At 62.1% G+C, this 13792-nt stretch carries 13 protein-coding genes; 5 read left to right on the top strand and 8 right to left on the bottom strand.

The window, feature by feature from the left end:
- The first annotated feature begins 85 nt into the window (after nt 1-85).
- From ACELLULO517_RS24310 to ACELLULO517_RS24295, 3 genes are read left to right on the top strand one after another with little or no spacing between them, the layout of a single operon-like run.
- Nucleotides 86-913, top strand: a complete 828-nt coding sequence (locus ACELLULO517_RS24310; RefSeq protein WP_227310039.1) for an ABC transporter substrate-binding protein — start codon at nt 86-88, stop codon at nt 911-913.
- 6 nt (nt 914-919) lie between these two features.
- Complete coding sequence (locus ACELLULO517_RS29210) at nt 920-2431, top strand: amino acid ABC transporter permease/ATP-binding protein (RefSeq protein WP_319796450.1); 1512 nt, start codon at nt 920-922, stop codon at nt 2429-2431.
- Nucleotides 2432-2473: 42 nt separating this feature from the next.
- Nucleotides 2474-3595: an NAD(P)/FAD-dependent oxidoreductase gene (locus tag ACELLULO517_RS24295; protein ID WP_227310038.1), complete on the top strand. Its 1122-nt coding sequence runs from the start codon at nt 2474-2476 to the stop codon at nt 3593-3595.
- Between the two features lie 56 nt (nt 3596-3651).
- Here the strand turns inward: ACELLULO517_RS24295 and ACELLULO517_RS24290 are convergent, their stop codons facing one another.
- The 8 genes from ACELLULO517_RS24290 to glnT all read right to left on the bottom strand — a co-directional run bounded on the left by ACELLULO517_RS24290 (nt 3652) and on the right by glnT (nt 12184).
- Nucleotides 3652-4587, bottom strand: a complete 936-nt coding sequence (locus ACELLULO517_RS24290; protein WP_227310037.1) for a hypothetical protein — start codon at nt 4585-4587, stop codon at nt 3652-3654.
- Nucleotides 4588-4647: 60 nt separating this feature from the next.
- Complete coding sequence (locus tag ACELLULO517_RS24285) at nt 4648-5841, bottom strand: aromatic ring-hydroxylating oxygenase subunit alpha (protein WP_227310036.1); 1194 nt, start codon at nt 5839-5841, stop codon at nt 4648-4650.
- A gap of 94 nt (nt 5842-5935) precedes the next feature.
- Nucleotides 5936-6709 carry a creatininase family protein gene (locus ACELLULO517_RS24280; protein ID WP_227310035.1) on the bottom strand — a complete coding sequence of 258 codons (774 nt, stop codon included), beginning with the start codon at nt 6707-6709 and terminating at the stop codon, nt 5936-5938.
- Nucleotides 6706-7494: an ABC transporter permease gene (locus ACELLULO517_RS24275; RefSeq protein WP_227310034.1), complete on the bottom strand. Its 789-nt coding sequence runs from the start codon at nt 7492-7494 to the stop codon at nt 6706-6708. Before ACELLULO517_RS24275 ends, ACELLULO517_RS24280 begins: the two co-directional genes overlap by 4 nt.
- Nucleotides 7491-8489, bottom strand: a complete 999-nt coding sequence (locus ACELLULO517_RS24270; RefSeq protein WP_227310033.1) for an ABC transporter permease — start codon at nt 8487-8489, stop codon at nt 7491-7493. Before ACELLULO517_RS24270 ends, ACELLULO517_RS24275 begins: the two co-directional genes overlap by 4 nt.
- Entirely contained in the window at nt 8489-9607 is a 1119-nt protein-coding gene (locus ACELLULO517_RS24265; RefSeq protein WP_227310032.1) for an ABC transporter ATP-binding protein, read from the bottom strand. The genes ACELLULO517_RS24270 and ACELLULO517_RS24265 overlap by 1 nt, the downstream gene beginning before the upstream one ends.
- A gap of 27 nt (nt 9608-9634) precedes the next feature.
- A complete protein-coding gene (locus ACELLULO517_RS24260; RefSeq protein ID WP_227310031.1) occupies nt 9635-10765 on the bottom strand; it encodes an ABC transporter substrate-binding protein in 1131 nt (376 codons plus the stop codon).
- 60 nt (nt 10766-10825) lie between these two features.
- Nucleotides 10826-12184, bottom strand: a complete 1359-nt coding sequence (gene glnT, locus ACELLULO517_RS24255) for a type III glutamate--ammonia ligase (protein WP_227310030.1) — start codon at nt 12182-12184, stop codon at nt 10826-10828.
- A 322-nt stretch (nt 12185-12506) separates the two neighbouring features.
- On the opposite strand from glnT, the gene ACELLULO517_RS24250 reads away from it, so the two are divergent.
- On the top strand, nt 12507-13250 hold the full coding sequence (locus ACELLULO517_RS24250) for a TetR/AcrR family transcriptional regulator (protein WP_227310029.1): 744 nt from the start codon (nt 12507-12509) through the stop codon (nt 13248-13250).
- A gap of 205 nt (nt 13251-13455) precedes the next feature.
- Nucleotides 13456-13779, top strand: coding sequence for a hypothetical protein (locus tag ACELLULO517_RS24245; protein ID WP_227310028.1), 324 nt, complete (start codon nt 13456-13458; stop codon nt 13777-13779).
- Nucleotides 13780-13792: the final 13 nt, after the last annotated feature.

Raw genomic sequence — 13792 nt, 5'->3', positions numbered from 1 at the left:
AGTTTTGTGGCAGCACTATTGCAGCCCTTGGCTAACCCCTGGCCGTCGCCTTTGAGCCTGAACCTCAAACACGGAAGCTTTGCGCATGACACGCCTATCCCGACGCGTCTTCTCGGTCGCCACACTGGCCGGCTTGGCCGGCCTGACATTGGGGGCCGCCGCCGCCCAGGCGGCAACGCCGCCCGGCAATCCCTATCATCTGATCGACCCGACCACGATCAGCGTCGGCACCATGGATGACGCGAAACCCTATGCTTTCGCGGACGCCAATGGCGATTTCACCGGCTTCGATATCGAGCTGTTCCGCGATGTCGCGCGCCGCATGGGGTTTGACGCGAAGCACGTCACCTTCACCGGCCAGGATTTCTCGGCGCTGATCCCCTCCATTGCCAATAACCGCTTCGATGTCGCGGCGGCGGCCATCGGCACCACCGCCGCACGCAAGAAATTCGTCGACTTCTCCAACGGCTATCTGGTCGGTTTCCTGTCGGTGCTGACGAATGATCCGTCGATCAAGACGGTGAGCGATCTCACCGGCAAGCGCCTCGGCATTCTGCAAGGCTCGCTGGAAGCGCTTTACGCCCAGAAGCATTTCACCAAGACCAGTCTTGTGGAATTTCCGGACAATAACTCCGCCATCGCCGCGCTGAACAACGGCACCATCGACGCGCATTTTCTGGATTACGAACAGGCCAAGCAGGAAACCCAGCGCTTCCATGGGCTGAAGGATGCGATCAATATCCCGTCCTTCGATGCGCCGGCCGGCTTCGTCGTGCGCAAGGGCAATCCGGCGCTGCTCGATGCCATCAACAAGGCTTTGCATGACGCGATGCAGGACGGCACCTGGGAGAAGCTTTACGTGAAATGGTTCCCGGGCTCGCCGCTGACGCCCCAATATCTGCCGCAGAAGTAATTCTGCATGAACTGGCTGGAAAACCTCAAGGAAACCTTTCTCGACTGGCCGTCCATGCTGGCGGTGCTGCCCAACCTCATCATGGTCGGGCTCAAGAACACGCTTATTTTGGCGATAAGTTCGACCATCCTTGGGGTTTTCATCGGCCTGATCCTCGCCGTCTGCGGCATCGCGCGGATGAACTGGCTGAAGGTGCCGGCGCGCATCTATACCGATATCTTTCGCGGCCTGCCGGCGATCGTGACCATTCTTTTGATCGGTCAAGGATTCGCCCGAATCGGGCGCATGCTGTTCGGCCCCTCGCCCTTTCCGCTCGGCATCACCGCCCTCAGCCTCATCGCCGGCGCCTATATCGGGGAGATTTTCCGCTCCGGCATTCAAAGCGTCGATCGCGGGCAGCTGGAAGCCTGCCGTGCGCTCGGCATGACCTACCCGATGGGCATGCGCCTTGTGGTCATTCCGCAGGGCGTGCGCCGCGTTCTGCCAGCTTTGGTCAACCAGTTCATCGGCAATATCAAGGATTCCAGCCTCGTCTATTTTCTTGGCCTTTTGCCCGGTGAGCGGGAGCTGTTTCGCGTCGGGCAGGATGCGGCGGTCGATACCGGCAACCTCTCCCCGCTTCTGCTCGCCGGTTTGTTCTATCTGATCATCACCGTGCCGCTGACCCATGTGGTGAATTTCGTCGACACGCGGCTGCGCACGGGGCGCCGCCCGACCAAGCTGATCAGCGGCTTGCAGGAAGTGAGCGACGCTGCCGCCTTGCCTCCGTCACAGACGGCCCGCCCGCATCTTGCCGGCGGCAGTCTGGAGGTTATCGGCCTCGACATGGCTTACGGCCCGCTGCAGGTGCTGCATGACGTGACGCTGACCATTCCGGCCGGCACCGTCACCTGCATCATCGGCCCCTCCGGCTCCGGCAAATCGACGCTGCTACGCTGCCTCAACCGGCTGGTGGAGCCGGCGGGCGGCGATATCCGGCTGGATGGGGAAAGCGTGCTGCCCTGGAAGCCGGACCGGCTGCGCCGCCGCGTCGGTATGGTGTTTCAGCAATTCAACCTGTTTCCCGATCACACAGCGCTCGGCAATGTCGCCCTCGCCCTGCGCAAAGTACAGGGCAAATCAGGCGGCGATGCGCGAACCTTGGCGCAGCGGCAACTGGCCGAGGTCGGCCTCGCCGAACGCGCCGATCATCGGCCGAGCAATCTGTCCGGCGGGCAGCAGCAGCGCGTCGCCATCGCCCGCGCGCTCGCCCTGCAGCCTGAGATCATGCTGTTCGATGAAGCCACCAGCGCGCTGGACCCCGAACTGGTCAAGGGCGTGCTGACGCTCATGAGTGAGTTGGGTCAGCGCGGCATGACCATGGTCGTCGTCACGCATGAGATGAATTTCGCCCGCAGTGTCGCGAGCCAGGTCGTTTTCATGGACGAAGGCCGCATCGTCGAAACCGGCCCGCCTGACCAGATTTTCGGACGACCGAACAGCGAGCGCCTGAAGCGCTTCCTGTCCGAAGTGCTTTGACCACGCCGCAATGTTTCTCTCCTTGTTTGGAAAGCAGTTCCTATGACGACCTCTCCTCTCCATGTCGCGGTTCTCGGTGCCGGTATTTTCGGCGTCTCGACCGCCGTCCATCTGCTCCGCGAAGGGGCTCGCGTCACGCTGGTGACCGAGACGCAGCCATCCAGCGGCGCGTCCGGCCGGTCGCTCTCCTGGCTCAATTCCGCCCGGAAGCGCAGCCTGCCCTATCACCAGCTGCGCATCGCCGGCATCGACCGCTACCGCACGCTGTCGGCCCATCTGCCGAACGCGCCCTGGCTGCGCTTCGATGGCGCGCTGACCTGGGACGCCGATGATGCCAGCAATGAGATTGCGGATGTCTATGCGCATGAACGCGGGCTCGGCTATGATAGCCGCTTGCTGACCCCGGCTGAGGTCACGCGCATCACGCCGGGCGTCAACCTCGACGCGATCACACCGCAGGGGGCGATCTTCAATCCCGGTGAAGGCTGGGTCGATCTGCCATCCCTCATCGCCCATCTGCTGGCCGAATTCACCCTCCTGGGCGGCAAGCTGATCACGGAAGCAGGCAAAACGAGCATCTTGACCACCGGCGGTCGCGCCCAGGGTCTGCGCCTGGCGGAGGGTCAGGTCATCGAAGCCGATCGCGTCGTGCTGGCAACCGGTCCGGCCGTGCCGGCAATGGCGGCCGAACTCGGCATCACCATCGGCGACGACACGCCGATCTCCCTCCTCATCAAAACCCGCCCGCTATTCTCGAACCTCAAGGCCGTGCTGAACACACCGCGCATCGCCGTGCGGCCGACGCCGGACGGCGCGCTGGTGCTCGACAGTGGCTGGTCGGAGCAGGAGATCGTCATTCATGGCGAAGGCCGTTACGAGGCGAAGGAAAGCACCATCCAAGGCCTGCTGGATGAGGCGTCAAAGGTGCTGGAGGGCCAGCCGCGCCTGCATTTCGAGCGTTTCGGCATGGGGCCCAAGCCCATTCCCGGTGACGGTGAGCCTGTGGTCGGCGCACTTGCCAGCCTGCCCGGCGCCTATACCGCCTTCAGCCATAGCGGCGCCACCCTCGGCCTGATCATCGGTGAGCTTCTGGCCTATGAGATCGTGACGGGGACCGAGCACAGCCTGCTGTCGCCCTTCCGTCCCGGCCGCTTTTCAGCCTGACGTCCCTGGTATTGACGTCTCTGGCATTGCCGTCTCTGGCATCGACAGCGCTGGTGTCACGGGGCGGAGACAAGGCAATGATGCCCTTCACGGTCGAGGATCTCCTCCCCGGTCGTGAAGATCGTCACGCGATTGCGAAAGTTCCAGCTACCGTCAGCGGCGCGCTCGCCTGCGATGACCACGCCTTCGACGGTCTGGGAACCGTCGTCAGCTTGTGTCACGACAAAGCTGTCGGACAGGCTGCTGCCGGTCGGCGCCGTGTGACATGGCTGCTTCCGACCGTCAGGCAGGCGGGCATAGGCGCTGGCCAGTCGCCGCAAGACGTCTTCGCGCACGACGGCCTTGGTGAGATCAGCTGGGTTTTCGATGACCCGCTTGCTGTCCGACAACTCCCTCAGCTTGGACAGGAACAAGGCGGCGGCAAGCTGAGCCGGCCAAGGCTCCCAGGGCGCAAAGCCTTCGATCCGCGGTAGCGGGTCAGTCTCGATGGGATTGAGGCTGATATTCAGGGTCTCATGCAAGTCGTCCCTGGACCAACCCGCGATATGCACGGCCTCCGACGCGGCAGCCAAGCGGTCGGCCTGCTTGTGCAGAGCGTAGTCATCCCCTTGCCAGGCCGGCAAATTGTAGCGCGTCTCCACTGCCTGCCGCAGCCGACCATCCAGCGCCTCGAACGCCTGCCCCAGATGAGGTTTCAACGGCGAAATCGGGTCGAACGAGAGAAAACCTTCCGACGCATCGTGCAGAAGTTCCCGCAGCGCCTCGCGCGGCGACAGCGGGCGGTGTGGTTCCATCGCCTGCCGCAGCACAAGGACCAGCACGCTGTGCTGAGCGACGGAAAGCGGCAACTCCCATCGCGAATACCCGCCCCATCGATAGGTCCGCGACAGGCCTATCGCCAGATCGCGGTCATCCCAGCTGTCCGGCTGAGGATCGATAAGGTTAAGGCGCTTCCCGGATTTGAGAAGCACCCAGGCGCGATCTGATCTCACGGCAAGTCTCCTGCAGCGAGAGGATCTTAGGGTCAAACACCCCAAGATCCGAATCTCACTTTAGGAGCCTATGCGACCCCGAACATAATCGGCGATCTGCCAGACCGCCTTCTCCAGATGGCTCAAACGCCCGATCCGCGCGGCCCCTGTCGTGGCCCCCCGCTGCTGCATGTCGTTGACGCCGACATCTTCCAGATTGACCTCATGCAGCGAGACCATCTGCCGGTCGAATTCCTCGCGGAAGCCGGGCGTGTCGAAAGTCTCGGCGCGGATCATGACATGACAATCGAGAATCGTGCGCGCGGGGCCCAGCGGACGCAGACAAAACCAGATGATGCGATCGGGATGAACACTCAGCAGATGATAGGGATAGGCAAGATAGCAGCGGAAATCGCCCTTCTCGGCGTCGGTCAGATCAGGCAGCATGGGGAAACCGAAGTGATAGGCTGCCTGGCCGAGTTCGGGGCGAGCGACGCAATGGCAGATGGTCCAGTCCTTCCGTCCGTCCTCGATAAAGCCGAGACGGCCGGGGAAATCCCGCTCGAAGCTTTTGAGGTGAGGCCCGATATGATGATAGGGCTCCATGAAGGTCTCAGCGACGATCTTCCAATTGAACGCACAATCATAGGTCAGGGTATGCGCGACGTGCAATTCGTCGGTTCGGTAGCGCGCCAGACTATCGGTCATCTCGGCAAGGCGCGGGGCCAGCGGCGGCGCCTGACCGTCGAGATTGACGAAGATGAAGCCACCGACGATCTCGGACTTGTATTCCGGCAATTGGCACTCGGCTTTGTCGAACCCGGCCGCCTGCTCCATATGCGGGGCCGCCGTCAGCTTGCCGTCAAGGCTATAGCCCCAGCGATGAAACGGGCAGGACAGGATCTTCGCATTGCCCGAGCCCTCCACGATCGGGGCCCAACGATGCAGGCAAACACGGGAGAGAACGCGGACCAGGCCATCGGCCGCATGGGTGACGACCAGCATCTCGCCGAACAGATCCAGGCTGACATAGTCACCGGGCTTGGACAGCATGGAAACATGCCCGATGCAGACCCATTCGGGCTTGAAGATCTTCTCGACTTCAAGATCGTAGAAGGCCTGCGAGGTATAGACGGCGGGCGGCAAGGTTTCGCTGTCGGCAAGGCTTTGGCCGGAACCCGCCATCACCTCCGCCACCAGCTGTTCAAGCGGCGGTTCGGCATGGCTGCGAGCCTGGCTGTGGGCCTGGGGGCTGGCGGACAGATGCTTATCCATGGCGGGCTCCAGAAGTTAAGGGCGTCAGGCTAGGCGATGCCGCAATCGGCGAAAAATCGGCGCTCAGTATCTTGACTGGACAACACAATGCGCGTCACGCGTCCTGCGGTCCGGCCGGAATGACCGGCCAGGGCTCGGCGACGGCGCGGGTCAGCAGGGCCGCAAAATCCTCGACCAGGATGTCGACCATCATCGCGCCATCCGCGGCAGTCGCTTCCGTGGGATTGCCGACGACACCGGTCGGCGTCGTGCGGGGCATCGGATATTGCCATTCGGTCCCAGGCGTCACGTCCGGCACATCGAAGGCCTGGTCCATCCGCACCATCTCGGGCGCAAGATGGAGAAGCAAGGACGTCTCCCCCCGATTGGCGTGGAAATCCGCCGCGTCGCGGGTATAAAGCGCGAGGGCGCGAGGGGAGATCCCCCAGATATCCAGCGTCCGGAACCGGGCCTCGGGCAGTTCATGCCGCAAATGCAGGATGGCGCTGCCGAGCGACGGCCCATTGGTGGCATGCCCTGACAGGAACATGATCTTCGTCAACCCGGAACTCACGGCCCAACGGGCGATCTCCACCACGACCTGCGTCAGCGTGATGGGATGCAGCGACAGCGTGCCGGGCCACTTGTCGGTATGGCCGAGCGAACAACCATAGGGGATGGTCGGCAGGACCAGGACAGGCAGGCGCGCTGCCGTGGCGAGCGCGATGGCCTCGGCCGAGATGGCGTCCGTGCCCGTCGCAAGATGCGGCCCGTGCTGCTCGATCGCACCGACGGGCAGTACGGCGGTATCCACGCCGGCAGCCAAGGCGGCCCCGATTTCCGAGGCCGTGAGCCGGTCCCAGCGCAGGGGCAAGGCAGGAAGGGTCATGAGCTTCGCCTGTACAGGAACTGTTGCAGCGCACGGCTGCGTGTAATGGCCAGCACGACGATGAGGGCGAGCAGCACGTAATACATGCCCGCCGCCGCCAGCATGGGCGTCGGGCCGCTGCGCAGGCTGCCATACATCACCACCGGAAGCGTCGCGCTGTTGACGTTGGTGAGCACGACGGAAACCATGAATTCCGTCGCGCCGAGAATGAAGATGAGAAGCGTGCCGGTCATCATGCCGGGCGCCAGGCTCGGCAGGCGGACGAGCAGGAAGGTGAGGAAGGGAGAGGCGCCGAGCGTGAGCGACGCCTCCTCCAGACTGTGATCGATCGCGGCCAGGGAGGACGCGACGGCATAGAGCAGAAACGGCAGGTTCACGATGGCGAGTGCCAGGGCCAAAGCATGCAGCGACCCGAAAATGCCGAGCATGTAATAGACGATCAGCAGGGCGACGGCGGAGACCGCCAGGGGCGCCGCAAAGCCCAGGGTGAGGAAAGCCAGCACGGCAGCCGCCAGCGCGCCTCTCAGGCGTTGCAGCGCCAGCATGGCCGGCAGGCCGAAGATCAGGCAGAGCAGCGCGGATTCCGCCCCCGCCTGCAGGCTGCGCAGCAGCGCGCCGCGCAGCCCCCCATCCTCCAACAGCGCCAGATAAGGGTGCAGCGACCAGTGCTGCGGCGGAAAGGCGAGCGTGGCATCGCCGCTGACCGAAAGGATGGCCGTCAGAATGGTCGGCAGCGTCATGAATATCAGCACGATACCGGCACAAAGGGCGGTGAAACGGCTCATAGCGCGATCTCCACCGCCTGGCGTCGCTGCACGCCTGCGCGCCACCGCCGCAGAAGGCCTAGCCCCAAGGCGAAAACCATGGCCGTCAGGAGCACGACCGCCAGGGTCACGACGGCCAAGGCCGAGCCGAGATAGATATTCCCCTCGGTGAAGAAGACATTCTGAATGGTATTGGCGGCGAAGGGCAGCAGACCGCCGCCCAGAATATCGGGGATGGCGTATTGCGTCATCGTCAGCGCGAAAGCGACGATCCCGGCCGACACCAGACCCGGTGCCATCAAGGGCAGGTTGACGAGGACAAAGCAACGCCAGCGCGCGGCGCCCAGGGTCGCGGCCGCCTGTTCAAGGTCTGGGTCGATACGACGCACTGCCGGCAGAAGGATGAGAGCGGCGACCGGCACGATGGTTTGGAGCGAGCCCAGCCAAATGCCCAGCGCGCTGCCGATGAGCGTGCGCTGCCCTAAGCCCAGCGACTGGGACAGCCAGCCGTACAGCCCTTCCCGCCCCAGCAGAATAAGCCAGCCGAAGGCGCGAACGATGTCACCCATCAGGAAGGGCACGAGGCATAATGTCAGCCCCGTGATGCGCAGCAGATTGCTTCTGGTACGGATGATCAGGGTTGCCACGGGAATGGCGAGCACAAGTGCTGCGAGCGTCGTCAGCAAAGACAGCAGCACGGTTCTGATCAGGATCGTGCGATAAAACCCGGCGCCCTTGGCCCAGAGCAGCGTGGCATATTCGATCGGCGACAAAGGGCCGGATTGGTCGGCGAAAGCATCATAGCTGTGGATGCTGTACCAAAACAGCAGCGCCAGCCCCCAGGCGAGCACGCCGATCATGATGATCGCGGGCAGCAGCCCGCCCGCAATCCGCAGCGCCGCCGGCATAGCGATCTGTCCGCCGCCAAAGACCCGATCCGCGATGCCCAGCAGGCGAACGAACAGGGCGGGCGGATCCGCGACCACGGCAGGATCGGCGCTGTCGGGCATCGCCATCACACGGGAACCAGGGCTGCATCCTGCGGCCGCCAGGTGAGGGAGACCGCTGTACCGACCGGAAAGCGGCTCGCTTCGCTGAGCGACGTCGTCTCCGCCCGCAGGCTTCGCCCCAGCGCCACGACCTCCACTTCGAACAAGGTCGTATTGCCCTGGAAGGCCCGCAACCGCACCATGCCCGGCAGGGACGCCAGGTCCGCTGGAATGATCGCCTCGGCGGGCATCAGCGTGAGACGCTCGGCACGGAGAACGAGAGCGGCGGCGGCGCCCGGCGCCAATCTTTTATCCCCGCCGAGCGGCACCCTGATGCTGTCGGCCAGCACCAGGATCTCACCGCCGGCAGCGACCGCGCCGTGCAGCAGATTGGTCGTGCCGACGAAGCCCGCAACGAAGGCCGAGTTCGGCCTTTGATAGATTTCGACCGTCGTCCCGATCTGCCGCAGACGGCCTTCGCTCATCACGGCAACGCGGTCGCTGATCGTCAGCGCCTCCTTCTGGTCATGCGTGACATTGACGATGGTAATGCCAAGATCATGATGCAGGCGGATGATCTCAAGCTGCATCTCCTCGCGCAGCTTGGCGTCAAGGGCCGCGAAAGGTTCATCCAACAGAAGCAGCTTCGGCCGATAGACCAGCGCGCGGGCAAGCGCCACCCGCTGGCGCTGACCGCCGGAAATCTCATCGACACGTCTGGCGGCGATTTGCGGCAACCGCACGACCTCCAACGCTTCCCGCACGCGGGCGGCAGTCTCCCGCTTTCCGCAGCGACGCATCCACAGCGGAAAGGCGATATTCCCGAAAACGCTGAGATGGGGAAAAAGTGCCAGGGACTGGAAGACCATGCCGATGTTACGGCGATGGGTCGGCAGCTGATCGATACGCTGGCCGCCGACCCAGATCTCACCCGCATCGGGCTTGGCCAGGCCCGCGATCATGCGCAGCAGAGACGTCTTTCCCGATCCTGACGGCCCCAGCAGGGTCAGCAACTCACCGCTCTCAATGTCGAAGGAGACATCGTCGACGGCCCGCACGTCGCCGAAACGCTGGCTGATGCCGGCAATCCGAATGCGGCCGTCGCCACCCGGCCTAGCGGCGCCGGGCGGGACTGACCCGGCCAAGATGTCTGCGCTGGCTCCCATTCAGACTCAGCCTTGAAGCGCCATCATATAAGCCGCCTGCCATTTGTCCTGATTGCGTGCCGTGGCATCCATCGGCATCGGCAAAGCGTATTTATGGATCTGCTCTTCGGTAAAAGGGAAGACCGGATCGTTGAGCATATATTTGGCGGGGGTCGAGCCCTTGTTCGTCGGGACCGTGCCGACGGCCTCGCAATAGGCCGTGAGACTTGCCGCATCAATCCATTGATTGATGTATTTCTGGGCGTAATAGTTCACGTTGTCCGGCAGGCCACGCGGAACATAAAGACTGTCGGTACACATGGTCGAACCCTCACGCGGGACGAACCACTTGATCGGCAGGCCGCCATTCTTCAGGTCGATCCCATTGCCGACAATGAAGGTGCCCCATTTCGACTGCTTCGACTTCATGGAATTCACAAAATCGCTGTCCTGACCGAGACCGGTCAGATTGGGCTTGAGCTTCGCGATTTCCGCCCAAACGGGGGTCAGATCGCCGGTCGCGACATCGATACCCTTGATCTTCGCAAAGGGCATGATGAGTTCGTCGAAGGTGCCGCCACCGAAGAAGCTTTTGCCGTATTTGGGATCCAGGATGCCTTCCCAGGACATATCCTCGGGCGGCTGAATGAGGTCTGAATTATAGATGATCGGATAGATGTAGGAATAGGGGCTGACGAAATAGCCTGCGCTGCTGCCGCTGCTGAGGCCGACCGCCGTCAGCTGCGTCTCATTGGTGACGATCTCGGGGTCAAGCTTCTGGACCAGACGCTGCGCGACAGCGCGGGCCGCGAAGTAGGCGACGGTGTGATTGACGTCGCAGGGCGGCCGGTTGCCGGCCTTGAGCGCTTGCTGAATCTTGACCTGCATCGGGCCGAAATCCGTGAGGTCATAAGCGACCTTGATCCCGGTCTCGGCCGTGAACTTCTCCGATACCGCCTTCTGCAAGGTCGACTGCCAGGGATCGCCCCAGGTGCGGACGATGATCTTGTCCGGCTTTGTGGCGGGAACGCTGGCCGCGCGAGCCTTGCGGCTGGCGCCCAGCGCCGTCAATCCGAACGCAAGGGCGGTGCCACTCGCTAGAAGAGTGCGGCGGCTGGGGCCGGAGCCATAGGCGGGGACGTCATCATCCTGCTGCACGATAGCCTCTCCAATCGGAAGGGGTGAAAGCCGCGCCGACACAGCACGGCCGAATAGGGGTCAGTAGAATTTCAGGTAGCGCGAAACCTCCCAGTCAGAGACATGGGCCGTGTAGGACAGCCATTCGTCCTTCTTGTAATCGGCCCAGCTCTTGGCCATCAGCGAGCCCATGACGCGGCTGCTCAACGGGTCCGCCTCGAACGCCTCCACGGCTTCGCCGAGCGATCTTGGCAATTCGCCGATGCCAAGCCGGTCCAGCTCCGCCGGAGAGGCCTCATACATATTCATCCGGTTCGGTTCGCCGGGGTCGAGACCTTCCCGAACGCCTTCGAGGCCGGCCGCGAGGATCATGGCCGCCGCGAGATAAGGATTGCAGCTGCTATCGGCTGCGCGCAGTTCCACGCGGCCGCCGGCCATAGGAATGCGGAGCGCATTCGTGCGATTGTTATTGCCGTAGCAGGCAAAGATCGGCGCCCAGGTAAAGCCGGACATCGATCCCTGCTTCACCAGACGCTTGTAACTGTTCACGGTCGGCGCCACCACCGCACAGATCGCCGGCAGATGACGAATGACGCCCGCGATGAATTGGTAGCCGAGTGTGGACAGCCCGCAATTGCGCGGATCATTGTCCGACTTGAACAGGTTCTGTCCGGTCTTGCGATCCGCGAAGGACATATTGAAATGCGCGCCGCTACCGGTCATTTCCGCGAAGGGCTTGGGCATGAAGGTCGCGAAGGACCCGTGCCTTGCCGCGATCTGCTGCGCCATCATGCGAAGAAAGACAAAGCGGTCACTGGTTGTCACCGCATTGTCGAAGGCGAAGTCGAGTTCGAACTGGCCTGTGCCGTCTTCCTGGTCGAAACTATAGACGTCCCAACCGATCTCGTTCATGGCATTGACCATCTCACCCAGCCAATCGAGATTGTCGAGCGCGCTGGCGGCGTCATAGGCCGGCTTGTGCAACTTCCTTGTCGTAATCGGTGTTTTTTTGCCGCTTTCATCCTCTCGCATCACATAGAATTCGGCTTCGATACCGAGATTGAAGGTGAAGCCGAGCGACGCCGCGTCATCCATCTGGCGCTTCAGGATGCTGCGGCTGCAAGCCTCGAAAGGGGCGTCCTTGAGCCAAAGGTCGCTCGCGAACCAGGCGACGTTGCGGCGCCAAGGCAGAACCGTGCATGTCGCCGCGTCCGGGTAGGTCGCGACCTCATCGTCGTTCACGTTCTGCGGCACGCCATCCAGCGCTGCGCCGGTAAACATCTCTGACCCTGCCAGCATGTCTTCAAGATGAGCGAGGGGCACGATCTTCGCCTTGGGCACCCCATGCATGTCGACATAACTCGCCATGAGGAAGTCGACCTTGGCGGCGGCGAGGTCTGATTTAAGCTTCTCGTGAAGCTGCGAAGCACCAGCGTCCATGATGAAAATTCCGATTTCTCTTCTAGAGCGTTTCCTGTTCGCTTACGCTCACAGGCTCCGCTCTAGACTATTGTTTTTGCGAGCATCTTCACACAGTCAGATGATTCCATCTGACTGTGATCTGCTCTAGGCGGGCGGCTTGCCCTGGGAGCGTGAGAGCATCTTGGGATTTTCGTTCTCGCCGAGTCAATATTTATTCGAACATTCGTTTAAAAAAGACGCTGGCTTCCGACTTCGGGCAGAGCTATCCTAATCTCTGCCTGAAAGCGCGGATGATCCGGCGCCCAAAACCGTGGCGGGCGGCTGGAGGAGGTCATTCCCAGTGCTGGAGAAAAAGACGCGAATGCGCCCTGCTGCTGAATTGGTCGAAAAGACCTCAGCCAAGACCGAACGATTGGAACAGAAACGCCGGGTGGGCCGGCCGCGCGTGGATAATCCGGAGACGATGGAGGCGCTACGAAACGCGGCGCTTGAACTCTTTGCGAGTAAAAATTACGCCAGCATAACTATCAAAGACCTGGCCCAGGCGACGGGCGTCAACGCCTCGCTGATCTACTACTACTTCGGAAGCAAAGAAGGGTTATTTCTAAAAGTCGTCGAAGCGACAGTCGATAGAGTCTTTGGTCTCTACGACGATCTGGTTCAGCCTGACCTGCCGCCCGAGACCGTCATTGCACGCTGGCTTGAGCACCACATCGTCAATTATCGCCTGATCGAGAAGCTGATCAAGATCAGCATGGATTACGCGAGCACGCATGGCGCCTCCTCCGAAATCAACCAGGCTATTCGCACCTTCTACAACACGGAGGCGAAGATCCTGAGAAGTGCCCTGTCCAGGGGGGTCGAATCAGGCATCTTCCGCGAGGTCGATCCGGACTTGATGGCAACCTTCATCTCGACCTTTCTGGATGGTGCCATGGTGCGCTCCGCGATCATGCGGGAATTCGAACCCGAGCCCACCATCCGCGCCTTCCGCGCGATCATCCTGGCAGACCTTTTGAAACCAAGGGCGAAAGGTCGGGCTGGCGCCACCACGGGTCGTGCCGCGCAACGCCTGCGCGGATGACGCGGCGCGCTCTGCGCCATTAATGCTCAATTAGCGCATAATTTGCTCAAAATTTCGTGATTTAAACTAAATTCGCATGAATAACATGTGTCGCAGGCGAGTTCTAATGTGCAGACGATCGGCCTAGCTGTTGTTGCAACGAAGCGGTGGAAGCCCATCGCTGACACGAACCGGGTGACGGTTCGCAGCAATTCAGGAGAGTAACATGAAGACCTTTTTTATGGCGGCTGCTCTGAGTTTAAGCATGGCGGGCGCTGCGCTCGCCGACCAGAGTTCGTCTTCCCAGACTGCGTCTGCACCGTCTGCCAGCCAGAGCCAGGTGGTGATGCCGAACCAGCGCGCGCCTTACTTGAAGCATTTCGCGCAGAATGACGTCGTGATGCCCAACCAGCGGGCGCAGTATCTGAAGCATTACGCTCAGAACGATGTCGTGATGCCGAACCAGCGGGCGCAGTATCTGAAGCATTACGCTCAGAACGATGTCGTGATGCCGAACCAGCGCGCACCTTACCTCGCCCATTACGCGTAAAACTGTCGGTTGG

This window comes from Acidisoma cellulosilyticum (assembly GCF_020621385.1).
Classification (GTDB): Bacteria; Pseudomonadota; Alphaproteobacteria; order Acetobacterales; family Acetobacteraceae; genus Acidisoma; species Acidisoma cellulosilyticum.
The sequence above is the reverse complement of the archived record's forward strand: the minus strand, read 5'-3'. Positions and strand labels throughout refer to the sequence as shown.

Bases quoted from the DNA above. Each gene is read 5' to 3' on its own strand.
- ACELLULO517_RS24310 (WP_227310039.1), top strand. From the start codon at position 86: ATGACACGCCTATCCCGACGCGTCTTCTCGGTCGCCACACTGGCCGGC.
- ACELLULO517_RS29210 (WP_319796450.1), top strand. From the start codon at position 920: ATGAACTGGCTGGAAAACCTCAAGGAAACCTTTCTCGACTGGCCGTCC.
- ACELLULO517_RS24295 (WP_227310038.1), top strand. From the start codon at position 2,474: ATGACGACCTCTCCTCTCCATGTCGCGGTTCTCGGTGCCGGTATTTTC.
- ACELLULO517_RS24285 (WP_227310036.1), bottom strand. From the start codon at position 5,841: ATGGATAAGCATCTGTCCGCCAGCCCCCAGGCCCACAGCCAGGCTCGC.
- ACELLULO517_RS24280 (WP_227310035.1), bottom strand. From the start codon at position 6,709: ATGACCCTTCCTGCCTTGCCCCTGCGCTGGGACCGGCTCACGGCCTCG.
- ACELLULO517_RS24275 (WP_227310034.1), bottom strand. From the start codon at position 7,494: ATGAGCCGTTTCACCGCCCTTTGTGCCGGTATCGTGCTGATATTCATG.
- ACELLULO517_RS24270 (WP_227310033.1), bottom strand. From the start codon at position 8,489: ATGGCGATGCCCGACAGCGCCGATCCTGCCGTGGTCGCGGATCCGCCC.
- glnT (WP_227310030.1), bottom strand. From the start codon at position 12,184: ATGGACGCTGGTGCTTCGCAGCTTCACGAGAAGCTTAAATCAGACCTC.
- ACELLULO517_RS24245 (WP_227310028.1), top strand. From the start codon at position 13,456: ATGAAGACCTTTTTTATGGCGGCTGCTCTGAGTTTAAGCATGGCGGGC.